Annotated in this window: 11 protein-coding genes; all 11 read left to right on the forward strand. The window is 60.5% G+C overall.

From position 1 onward, the window contains the following. Positions 1–619 precede the first annotated feature (619 nt). Positions 620–1,600, forward strand: a complete 981-nt coding sequence (locus tag HMPREF2656_RS06385) for a hypothetical protein (RefSeq protein WP_083279532.1) — start codon at positions 620–622, stop codon at positions 1,598–1,600. A gap of 3 nt (positions 1,601–1,603) precedes the next feature. After that, positions 1,604–2,587 (forward strand): HAD-IIA family hydrolase, encoded by a 984-nt coding sequence (locus HMPREF2656_RS06390; protein WP_070816160.1) that lies wholly within the window; start codon positions 1,604–1,606, stop codon positions 2,585–2,587. 1 nt (position 2,588) lies between these two features. Next, on the forward strand, positions 2,589–2,762 hold the full coding sequence (locus HMPREF2656_RS13090; protein WP_167594521.1) for a hypothetical protein: 174 nt from the start codon (positions 2,589–2,591) through the stop codon (positions 2,760–2,762). Then, positions 2,762–3,586 (forward strand): TlyA family RNA methyltransferase, encoded by an 825-nt coding sequence (locus tag HMPREF2656_RS06395; RefSeq protein ID WP_070423228.1) that lies wholly within the window; start codon positions 2,762–2,764, stop codon positions 3,584–3,586. Before HMPREF2656_RS13090 ends, HMPREF2656_RS06395 begins: the two co-directional genes overlap by 1 nt. Further along, positions 3,583–4,521: an NAD kinase gene (locus tag HMPREF2656_RS06400; protein WP_070451574.1), complete on the forward strand. Its 939-nt coding sequence runs from the start codon at positions 3,583–3,585 to the stop codon at positions 4,519–4,521. Before HMPREF2656_RS06395 ends, HMPREF2656_RS06400 begins: the two co-directional genes overlap by 4 nt. A gap of 9 nt (positions 4,522–4,530) precedes the next feature. After that, positions 4,531–6,261: a DNA repair protein RecN gene (gene recN, locus HMPREF2656_RS06405; protein ID WP_070816161.1), complete on the forward strand. Its 1,731-nt coding sequence runs from the start codon at positions 4,531–4,533 to the stop codon at positions 6,259–6,261. A 40-nt stretch (positions 6,262–6,301) separates the two neighbouring features. Then, the gene (gene steA, locus HMPREF2656_RS06410) at positions 6,302–7,510 is read left to right on the forward strand and encodes a putative cytokinetic ring protein SteA (RefSeq protein ID WP_141739387.1); all 1,209 of its coding nucleotides are present in this window, start codon (positions 6,302–6,304) and stop codon (positions 7,508–7,510) included. A 3-nt stretch (positions 7,511–7,513) separates the two neighbouring features. After that, positions 7,514–8,368, forward strand: a complete 855-nt coding sequence (locus HMPREF2656_RS06415; RefSeq protein WP_083319471.1) for a copper transporter — start codon at positions 7,514–7,516, stop codon at positions 8,366–8,368. Then, positions 8,365–9,012, forward strand: coding sequence for an NUDIX domain-containing protein (locus tag HMPREF2656_RS06420; RefSeq protein WP_070423224.1), 648 nt, complete (start codon positions 8,365–8,367; stop codon positions 9,010–9,012). Before HMPREF2656_RS06415 ends, HMPREF2656_RS06420 begins: the two co-directional genes overlap by 4 nt. Further along, complete coding sequence (gene xerD, locus HMPREF2656_RS06425; protein WP_070423223.1) at positions 9,013–9,933, forward strand: site-specific tyrosine recombinase XerD; 921 nt, start codon at positions 9,013–9,015, stop codon at positions 9,931–9,933. Positions 9,934–9,945: 12 nt separating this feature from the next. After that, positions 9,946–10,979 (forward strand): hypothetical protein (locus HMPREF2656_RS13095; protein ID WP_168167544.1); only part of this gene is annotated, 1,034 nt, incomplete at its 3' end.

Consider the following 10,979-nt stretch of genomic DNA (forward strand, 5'->3'; position numbering starts at 1 on the left):
GGGAGAGTAGGTTACCGCCGACCCAACAACTTCAAAACAAACACCCGTAGACGAAACTAAACCCAACCGGTTTCACCTACGGGTGTTTTTACGCATACCCACATCATTGTTGTCGCCGACAACAGCAACATTGGTGCACACCCACCAGACCGCAATACAGAGTCAGAAACATTGCGTGCCTGACTATGCCACTGCATAGTTGGCGTACACCCATTAGTCCGCAATGCGGAGCACGGAGTCGATGCCAGCGGCGGCGCTCTTGGAAAAGTAGCCCAGCCGATACAAGGAAATAGTTGGTGTCTACCCACTTGTCCGCAATGCGGAGCGAAGCGACTTCACGCCACCGAAGACTCGACTAAAGCCACCAGCACACAGTCGTAAATGCAAAATGAAGCTTCACGGCCGCAGCGTTTTACACTCTGCCCAAGTCAGCGAAAGATATGACGTCGGGTTTTGCATACAGCACAGCCAGGAGTGGGACGTAACCGCAATGCGGAGAACGAATCCTTGATAGCCCATTACGGAGTCGAATGCTCGCCAAGTCCGCTCGGCTGAGGGGGATCAGCATAACTGTGTTGAGCATCCCTATAATGGCTTGGATACGAATTGGAGGGATTCCATGGCAGAGGCCGGCAACGGAGATAACCAGGGACGTCAACGTTCTTATGGTGGTGGCGGAGACCGTCGCGGTAGGAATAACCGCGGGCAGTCTCGTGGTCGTCGTGAATTTGGCGACGGAGAGCGCGGACGTCGCGAGGATCGCTACGGTGGAGCACGCGGCGACAATAAACGCGGCGGTCACGGTGGTGGCCGCGGCCGTGGCAAGCCCCACGGTAAGGGCGGCCGCCCGGGCCACGGCGGGCAGGACAACCGTGTCCGCCACGATCGCTCGAACCCATATCGTGAGGGATACCGCGAGGAACGGATGGCGCAGAAGGAGCGCGAACCTGACTTGCCGTCGGGCCTGGATATTAACGACCTTGACCCGTCTGTGCTGCAGGACCTCAAGGTGCTTTCCAAGGACAATGCGGAACGCGTTGCACAGCACATGCTGATGGCTACTGATCTCCTGGAAGACGATCCGAAGCTCGCACTTGAGCACGCCCGCGCCGCGAAGAACCGTGCTGGTCGTGTCGGCGTTGTCCGTGAGACTGCTGGCGTAGTTGCATATCGCGCTGGTGAGTGGAAGGAAGCGCTTTCAGAACTTCGTGCGGCGCGGCGGATGTCTGGTGGCCCGGGGCTGCTAGCTGTGATGGCTGATGCGGAGCGTGGCTTGGGCCGACCTCAGAAGGCGCTTGAACTTGGTCGTAGCCCTGAAGCTAATGAATTGGACGAAGCGGGGAAGATCGAATTGGCGATTGTGCTTGCCGGCGCACGCCATGATCTCGGTCAGCACGATTCTGCACTTGCGACGCTGCAGCGCATGAATCCTTCTTTGGATTCGCAGGGATTTGAGCAAGTGCGTCTTTCCTACGCATATGCTGATGCCCTTCTTGCGACTGGCCAGCGTGGTGAGGCCAAGACGTGGTTTGAACACGCTGCGAAGATTGATACGGATGGTTTCACGGATGCGGCGGAGCGCGCCGCAGAATTGGACTAGACAATGGCGCTGAAGGATAACTACGACGCTCTCCTGCTTGACCTCGACGGCACTGTGTGGAATGGCGGAGTGGCGATTCCAAACGCTGTAGAGGCCATTACGGCGTCGGGGATTCCGGCTATGTATGTGACGAACAATGCGTCGCGTAGCGCAGCGGATGTGGCTGCGATGCTGGGCAAGATTGGCCTCGATACGAAGACCGAAGACGTGATCACTTCAGCACAGGCTGCGTTGTCGATGGCTGAGGCGCACCTCGCCCCCGGAGATCCTGTTCTTGTGGTTGGCGCGCCGTCGTTTAAGCAGCTTGTCGACGATGCGGGTTACGTCGTCGTCGATAGTGCAGATGCGAATCCGAAGGCAGTGCTGCACGGCCACAACCCGGAGACCGGTTGGGTGCAGTTGTCGGAAGCTGCGTTGGCAATTCAGCGGGGTGCAATCTATCTTGCGTCAAACCTGGATACGTCTTTGCCGATGGAGCGTGGGCTGATGATCGGCAATGGTTCGATGGTTGCCGCGGTGACATCGGCGACAGGTGTGACTCCGGAAAGCGCGGGCAAGCCGGGGCCGGCGATGTTCATTCAGGCTTCTGAACGCATGAATGCGAAGCGTCCGCTTGCCGTGGGAGACAGGCTAGATACTGATCTTGCAGGTGGCGTTGCGGCGGGGATTCCGTCGCTGCACGTGCTTACCGGTGTTTCTGGCCCGTTGGCGCTTATGGAGGCGCCCAAGGAGCAGCGACCGACGTTTATTGCGGAGGATATGCGCGGACTCAACGAGAACCCAGAGGTTTTGCTCCCGGGACCGCAGGGCGGTTTCGCTGCGCGAATCGACGGTAACGACATCATTTTGAGCTACGGCAAGGATGGTGCGACACCGATTCAGGCCTTGCGCACGGTTTTGGAGGTCGCGTGGCATATGGAGACTCCACCGGAGTTTGTGCGGCCCAACTCAGAGGCTGCTGAAGCTGCTACAGCTCAGTGGTGGTGACATGAAGCCACCCATGCCCAGGGATCCGCGGGCGCCGCATACGACGCCTGAGGAGGTCACGTCACAGTTTGAAGCGATTCTCGCGGAAGATACTGAATCGCTTGCCGATGAGGTTGACGCACTGACGCGCGCGCATGCGGTACTGGGGCATGCGTTGCAAGAAAGGAACAGCTAATGCCGCCCAAACGGAGGCGTTTGGATGCAGAGCTTGTGCGCCGCAAGATTGCACGTTCGCGCGAGCAGGCTCAAACGTGGATCAAGGAGGGCCGTGTCGAGGTCGGTGGGTTTGTGGCGTCGAAGCCTGCGACGGTGGTAGAGCCAGAGGCGTCGATACGCGTCAATGTCGAGGACATTGATGACTGGGCGTCTCGTGGCGCGCACAAGTTACTTGGAGCGTTGGAAGCCTTCGGGCCACGTGGCCTGAGCGTCGAAGGGCGTAGGGCGCTGGATGCTGGCGCGTCGACAGGTGGGTTTACAGACGTGTTGCTCAGAAACGGCGCACGTGAGGTTGTTGCCGTGGACGTTGGCTACGGTCAGCTCGTGTGGCGCTTGCAGAACGATCCGCGGGTGCGGGTGCTCGATCGGACGAATATCCGAAACCTGACGCCGGACATGATGGGTGGACTCGCGGACCTGATGGTCGGCGACCTGTCTTTCATCTCGTTGAAGCTGGTGTTGCCGGCACTGGTGGAATGTCTTGAGGATGGCGCTGACTTGTTGCCGATGGTCAAGCCTCAATTTGAGGTTGGCAAGGACCGTTTAGGCTCTGGTGGCGTTGTCCGTTCACAGGAGTTGCGCGAAGAAGTCACTGTGGATGTCGCCCAGTTCGCACAGGGGCTGGGGCTCAGCGTGCGTGGGGTGGCTGCGTCGCCTCTGCCAGGGCCGAGCGGTAACGTGGAGTACTTCCTGTGGCTTGTAAAGGATGGAGGCGAGGCAATGCTTGACGACGATTCCCTCGCCGCCGCAGTCCAAAAGGCCGTGAAGGAGGGGCCGCAATGACGGCTGAGCGTGAGATCTTGTTGGTTCCGCACTTGTTCCGCGAGTCGAATATCGCGTCCGCAGCGAGGGCTGCGGAGATGCTCCAGGAAGCCGGCATTACGGTGCGGTTGCTTGAACAGGAACAGATGGATGCGATTGAGACGCATCCGGTGCTCAGTGGGCTGACACGTGCCGCTGCTGACGACAATGCGGCGCTTGGCTGCGAGCTGGTGCTGGTGCTCGGCGGAGATGGAACATTTCTGCGCGCCGCAGAGCATGCCCGGGCGCAGGATATTCCGGTGTTGGGAGTCAACCTCGGACATGTCGGGTTCCTCGCAGAAGGTGACGCGGAGAGTCTTGAGGAGTCGGTGAGGCAGGTCGTCGATAAGACGTACCGCGTTGTCGACAGAATGACCATCGACGTGGCAGTCATCGACCAAGAGGGGCAGGTCGTCGGGACGGATTGGGCGCTGAATGAATGCAGCGTGGAGAATCTGGATCGTACACGGGTGCTTGATGCCACGTTGGAGGTTGATTTTCGGCCTGTGTCGTCGTTTGGCTGCGATGGCGTACTGGTGGCCACACCGACCGGATCCACAGCCTATGCGTTTTCTGCTGGCGGTCCGGTGATGTGGCCAGAACTCGATGCGTTGCTGGTGGTGCCGAATAACGCACATGCGTTGTTTGCAAAGCCACTTGTTGTCTCGCCGCGCTCGACGGTTGCTGTGGAGTCAGAACACACGACGTCGAGTGCCATGGCGGTAATGGATGGGTTCCGTCGCATCCCGGTGCCTCCTGGTTCGAGGGTTGAAGTAAGTAGGGGGTCGCGTCCGGTGCGGTGGGTACGCTTGGACGACAAACCGTTCACCGACAGGCTGGTGGATAAGTTCCGGCTGCCGGTGTCCGGCTGGCGCGGCCCGCGGACGGGTCGTGGTGTACGCGGCGTTGATGCGTAGGGAGGCAGAGTGCTCGCAGAGATCGCGATTTCTAACTTGGGCGTGATCCGTCATGCCTCGGCGGAGCTTGCTCCTGGGTTGACGGTGCTCACCGGTGAAACCGGTGCAGGTAAGACCATGGTTGTCACCGGCTTGCGGCTGCTGACAGGAGGCCGCGCTGATGCCTCCCGAGTGCGAACCGGGGCGCAGGAAGCTGTGGTTGAAGGCGCGCTCAGCATCGCAGATTTGCCGGAATCGACATTGTCCGCCGTGCATGCGATTGCAGAGGGCGCTGGTGCAGGGCCTGATGAAAACGGCGAATACGTCGTCTCACGTGCTGTGAAAGCGACGGGGCGATCGAGCGCTCACCTAGGAGGCCGAAAGGTTCCGGCCGCGACACTGGGTGATCTTGCCGGGCATCTGCTCACGATTCATGGCCAGAACGACCAGTTGAGGCTTCTCGCGCCGGAACAGCAGCTGGCGGCGTTGGACCGGTTCGACCCGGCGATCGCTCAGAAGCTCTCCTCCTATCGCGATGTTTATGTCCAGTGGCGCGAGGCATCGAAAGATCTGAAGGACCGCACCGAGAAACGCCTTGAGTTGGCACAGGAGATGGACCGGCTGCGGTTTGCAATTGAGGAAATCGACGCAGTTGCACCCGTAGACGGCGAAGATGCCGATCTCGTTGCAACCATTAACCGTCTTCAGGATGTTGATGCGCTGCGTGAGGCCGCCCAGACCGCGCTGGTGGCAATTGATGGTGCTGAAGCCGTCGGCGGCTACAGCGCAGAGGCGGAAGAAGCTGCATCAGACCTTGTTGGCAGGGCGCAGGCGGCGTTGGTAGGAGCTAGTGACGAGGAGTTACGGGAGCTTGGTGTGCGCCTCGGGGAGGTCGCCGGTGTGCTTGCGGATGTGTCTGCGGAACTCGGTAGTTTCACCGCAGATCTTCCGACCGACCCGGATGAGCTAGAGCGCCTTCTGCAGCGCCAACAGGAACTCAAGGGGCTCACACGAAAATATGCTCCGGACATCGCGGGTGTGTTGGCGTGGCGAGAGAAGGCCGGGAAACGGCTGAGCAAGATTGATACGTCAGAAGAAGCTATCGACGAGCTGAAGCGCCGCGTTGCTGATCTTGAAGCCGAACTAAAAAAGCGAGCGGCAGCGTTGACCAAGGCACGCAACAAGGCTGCCAAAAACCTCGGGGAGGCGGTGACGGAAGAGCTTCACGGGCTTGCCATGCCGAAGGCGCAGCTGCGCGTCGAGCTGGCGGAGGCCAAGTTTGGCCGCGATGGTGCGGACGCTGTGGAGATCACGCTCGCACCGAACAGCGCGTTGGAGCCAAAGCCGTTGGCCACGAGCGCATCTGGTGGTGAGCTCTCACGAGTCATGCTGGCACTTGAGGTGATCCTTTCGGAGTCGTCGGCGGGCGGCACGCTGGTCTTTGATGAGGTGGACGCTGGTGTCGGTGGACGTGCTGCGGTGGAGATTGGGCGCCGTTTGGCGAGGTTGGCGTTGAGGCATCAGGTCATCGTCGTTACGCACTTGCCCCAGGTTGCGGCGTATGCGAACACGCACCTGCATGTGTCAAAGGACGTGGGCGACGAGGCGGTGACGTCGGGTGTGGGCAATCTGACTGACGAGCAGCGGATTGAGGAGCTCGCGCGCATGATGGCGGGCCTTGATGATTCGGATACAGGGCGTGCCCACGCGGCAGAATTGTTCAAGCGTGCGCAGCGCGAAGTGGAGGAAATGCGGACGTAGCCCGCGCGCCTCCACAGTTCTGGCAGGTCAACGTTGCACAATGGTCGCTATGACTGTTGGAACTGGGGAAGCGCCCGCGCAGGAATTGCGCGGTACGCTGCGCGACTGCACACCGCAGGGCAAAGGCCTTGCTCGCCTGCATGAGGGCGATATTGCGATTGTGGATGCGCCGGACATGCAGCGTCGTTTAGCAGAGCAGCTCATTGCCCGCCGTCCTGCTGCGGTGATCAATCTTGCGCCGTACAGCACTGGATCCTTACCGACGTTCGGTCCGCATTTGCTTCTCGACGCCAACGTTCCGATCTTCGAAGTGGCCGACGCAGCAGTTCGCGAGAAGATCCGCGACGGCAAGAAGGCCACGGTCACGCCAGAGGGGACGATCACCGTCGGAAGGAAAGACGTCGGTGTTGCACAGCGTGTCACACGTGAGCAGGTGGACAACTCCTTCGCTGAGGCACAGCAAGGTCTCGTGGAGAACATGGAAGCCTATTTCGGCAACACCATTGAGTTCATCCACTCGGAAGCGCCGTTGCTTATCGACGGTGTCGGCGCACCCGAACTTGGCGACGCGATGGCGGACCGCAAGGTCGTTGTTGTCTCTCCAGGAGATGACACGCGGCGCCGTCTGACAGGCATCCGCAACTTTATGCGGGAGTACACCCCGGTCATCATTGGTGTGGGAAGCGCCGCGAACACGCTGGCAGAGATGGGTTATGCCGCTGATTTCATTGTCGGTGACCCCGCGGATGTCGCGTCGGAGAACTTGCGTTCTGAAGCACGGGTGATTCTGCCGGCTGACCCAGACGGTTATGCGCCTGGCTTGGAGCGTATCCAAGATTTGGGTGTGGGTGCGATGACGTTCCCAACAGCGACTGATTCGCCGACAGACCTCGCGATCTTGCTTGCTGCGTTCCATGATGCGGAGACGATTGTCACCGTAGGCGAGCCGGTGGAGTTGGACGGGATGCTCACGGACCCGGCGAATGCCGATCCGGCTGCGTTGCTTGCTCGCTTGAAGGCCGGCCGCAAGGTTGTTGATTCTACGGTTATTGAGAATCTTTACGCAGTCGAATCCACCAGCGGTGTCGCATGGGCCTGGGCGTTACTCGGCCTGCTGGTCGCTGCTGCCGCCGTCATTCTCGTCGTTGGGCTTGGCGGAAATGGGACGTTCGCCGACAACCTGGTCAATACCTGGGACACAGTTGCCAACACGGTGCGCGGCTGGATTCCAGCAGGGGAAGGGGAGTAAACCGTGGGAAAGCAAAAAGGGACGGGTGGGCTTGTCACTGCTGGTCTGTGTTGGGGGTTAGCTCTCGGCGTGGTGTTGGGGGCCTCGGTACTCGCGCCGGCTATTCCTGGCGGCCCGGATCTGTTCAATGGTGCGTTTCTCAGCGACATCGACCGGAACGCGAATGGTGATGGAGCCGAGGAGCCGACAAAGGAAAGCTGCGAAGCGCAGCAGCGGCTTGATGCTGCCGATGCTCTTCTGGGCAGTGAGTCGGTGTCCATCGTCTCTGGAGCGCTCAAAGAGGTGCCGGTCGCTATCGTGCGTACGCATACGGCCGCCGATATCGATGTTGATTCCGTGCGGTGGCTGCTCAACGCGGCGGGCGCTTCCGATGCTGGTGAGTTGAAACTGACAGAGAAGTTTACGTCGCAAAACTCTGCCGACGAGTTGTCCACGGTGATTGCGTCGACGTTGCCGTCCGGTGCGCAGTTGAGCGTGGAGAACCGTTCACCGGGCACCCATGCGGGTGAGTCGTTGGCGTCGATTATGTTGATCGACCCTGAGACGAAGGAAGCGCCAGCACAGGCTTCGGATCGCAAAATCGTAATTGACACGCTGCAACAATCCGGTTTCGTCGAGACGAAAGGTGAGATCGTGCCCGCGGAGGCTGTCGTGATTGTGGATGGCGCCTCCGGTGACGCCGGCGGAGACTTCGGTGCGAAGCTGGTGCAGGACCTTGCGGAAGCACTTGGCCATGCAGGCAAAACCGTGCTGACTAGTCAAGACATCGCGCCAAAGGAACTGCGCGGCGTGACAACGGTAGGCAACGTGAGCTACGAGTCCGGCAGGATTTCTTCAGTGCTGGCGGTGGCAGAGTGAGCCACGAATTTACCGTCGAGTCCTCCGAGGTACTGATCGACGCCCCAATCATCGCTGTGCGCCGCGACAGTGTGGTCATGCCGGGTGGCAAGCCAGCTAACCGTGAGATCGTCGAGCATTTCGGCGCAGTGGCAGTAGTTGCACTTGACGACGACGGGCGCGTCGCGCTCGTCGAGCAGTACCGGCACAGCGTAGGCAAGCGGCTGCTTGAACTGCCTGCGGGGCTTCTGGACATGTACGAAGAAGACGAGTTGGTATGCGCGAAGCGCGAACTGGTTGAGGAAGCCGGTCTCGAGGCTGAGCAGTGGGGCGTGCTGGTGGATTTGGTGACGTCTCCGGGGTTTGCGGAAGAGGCGGTGCGGGTATTCGTCGCAAAGCAACTGCGCGAGGTGGAACGCCCGGACGCCGAGGACGAAGAAGCCGACATGGACTTTCGGTGGGTGCCACTGAGCGAGGCCGCACAAATGGTGCTTCGAGGCGAGATTGTGAACTCAATCGCCGTGGGCGGCATTTTGGCTGCTTGCCGTGTCGCAGAGGGTAAAGCGCAGTCACGTGATGTGTCGGAGCCATTCGAGTTGCGCCCGCAATCGCTGCCGAAGCGGCGAGCCGAGCGTGGCATCGTGCCGGATATGAAGCGCATCTAGATGGCGGTAAAAGCCGACGAACTAGCTGCGCGCTGGTTGCAGCATCTCGCTGTTGAGCGGGGAGTCTCCCCTCACACGTTGAGTAACTACACCCGCGACGTCAACCGGTACACACGATGGTTGGCAGCCGCTGGGAAAAGCGACTTGGCAACAGTCAGTGCCACCGATGTAGAGGCGTACGTTGCTGACTTGCGCCGCGGGGTGGACGGCGCACGCCCCCTCGCGGCATCTTCGGCTGCGCGTGCGCTGACTGTCGCCCGAGGCTTGCACCGCTTTGGCGTAGAAGAAGGCGTATTGCCGGCAGATACCGCTGCCGAAGTTTCCCCACCGTCAGCTGGCGAGAAGCTACCCGACACTTTGAGCATTGGGGAGGTGGCGACGCTTCTCGATGCCTGCCCGACCGAACAGCCCCTCGGCCTACGCGACAAGGCGCTGTTGGAAACGCTATACGCCACAGGTGCGCGAGTTTCTGAGGTGCTTGATCTGAGCGTCGATGATGCGACAGCCGCAATAGATACTGAAGGCATTCTGACCGTGACTGGCAAGGGAAGTAAGCAGCGCCTCGTCCCGCTCGGCCGGCATGCACAAGATGCGATCGAGGCGTACCTCGTGCGAGGCAGACCCGTATTCGCCACCGGGAAGTCACACGCGTTGTTCTTGAATAGGCGCGGTGGAGCCTTAACTCGCCAGAGCGCCTGGACTGTAATCAAGCAGGCTGCGGAGCGTGCGGGGATAGACAAAGAGATCTCCCCGCACACACTGCGGCACTCATTTGCCACGCATCTGCTGGAAGGTGGCGCAGATGTGCGCTCCGTGCAGGAATTGTTGGGGCACGCTTCAGTGACGACTACGCAGATTTACACACATGTCACAGCAGATAGCCTGCGCGAGGTTTGGCGTAGTTCGCATCCACGTGCGTAAGCTTTTACGCTTATGAGTGAGTACACATTTGCACGAGCACGTCGCGCAACACTTGCGGTTCCGGCAGCCCTGCTGCTTGCCGTGGGGCTTGGCGGAGGTGTGGGAGCACACCCTGCCTCGGCGCAGATCCCGGGCGGGCTAAGCCCGGATGCAATGGCGAACATGATTCCCTCGGAGATCACCGTGCCTGCGGGGCAGACGACGACGGTTGATGTGGGCGTGCCGGTGGATGTGAATTACTCCGCAGGCGGCTGGGTGGTCACATCCAATGGCACGTCGGTGTCGGTGACCGCTCCAGCGGAAGAGGGCGCGACCGCAGCAGTGCCTGCGAGCGCCGGCGGTTACACGGCGACAGTTAACCTCGTCGCTGTGGGCGGCGGACAGGCAACTGATGCAGACGAAATTGCGGGCGGTGGCGCTGGAGAAAACACCGAGCACCACGGTGGTGGAGGCCACGCCGAAGACAACGGTGGTGGCGCAAACGGCGGTGGCGACGCAAACGGTGAAGCCTCGAACGGCGGATCCGGTGCGGGTGCAGGCAGTGGTAGCGGCGCCGTCAATCGCCCTGAGCGTAAGCCTGCGGAAAAGGCGGACACCGCGGACGCGAAGCGGCTCGATTTCGAGGGAGAGATCCACGGCAACGAGATCGTGGTCAAGGTGCCGTTGAGTAAGGCGCGCGATTTGATGAAGTATGCCAACTACGACTCGTCGAATGCGAAGCTGCGTTACCTCGATGTCAACGGCAACATCATCGAAGGGGTCAAGCGTGACGTGAACGTCGCGGGGCGCACGTTGACGCTGACGTACCCGGAAGGCGAGACGCCTGACAACCCGTTCATTATGGAGGTCGTGGAGAACGGCGCGGCGACGTTTGTCGCGGTGATTACGTCGACGAATGCTCCGGTTGAGCAGGCTGCCGAAACGGATGAAGAAAACCCGTATGCGGGAGCAGACAACAAAGGTCAAGGCGATAGCGTTGACTCGGGTTCGTCGGTAGGTGATCTTGTCCCGCTCATCATTGGTGGTGGTGCGCTTATCGCGGCACT

This window comes from Corynebacterium sp. HMSC034B08 (genome assembly GCF_001835805.1).
In the GTDB taxonomy this organism is placed as follows: domain Bacteria; phylum Actinomycetota; class Actinomycetes; order Mycobacteriales; family Mycobacteriaceae; genus Corynebacterium; species Corynebacterium coyleae.

Coding starts and splice junctions, on each gene's coding strand:
- steA (WP_141739387.1), top strand. CDS start 6,302: ATGGTCGCTATGACTGTTGGAACTGGGGAAGCGCCCGCGCAGGAATTG.
- HMPREF2656_RS06385 (WP_083279532.1), top strand. CDS start 620: ATGGCAGAGGCCGGCAACGGAGATAACCAGGGACGTCAACGTTCTTAT.
- HMPREF2656_RS06395 (WP_070423228.1), top strand. CDS start 2,762: ATGCCGCCCAAACGGAGGCGTTTGGATGCAGAGCTTGTGCGCCGCAAG.
- HMPREF2656_RS06390 (WP_070816160.1), top strand. CDS start 1,604: ATGGCGCTGAAGGATAACTACGACGCTCTCCTGCTTGACCTCGACGGC.
- xerD (WP_070423223.1), top strand. CDS start 9,013: ATGGCGGTAAAAGCCGACGAACTAGCTGCGCGCTGGTTGCAGCATCTC.
- HMPREF2656_RS13090 (WP_167594521.1), top strand. CDS start 2,589: ATGAAGCCACCCATGCCCAGGGATCCGCGGGCGCCGCATACGACGCCT.
- HMPREF2656_RS06400 (WP_070451574.1), top strand. CDS start 3,583: ATGACGGCTGAGCGTGAGATCTTGTTGGTTCCGCACTTGTTCCGCGAG.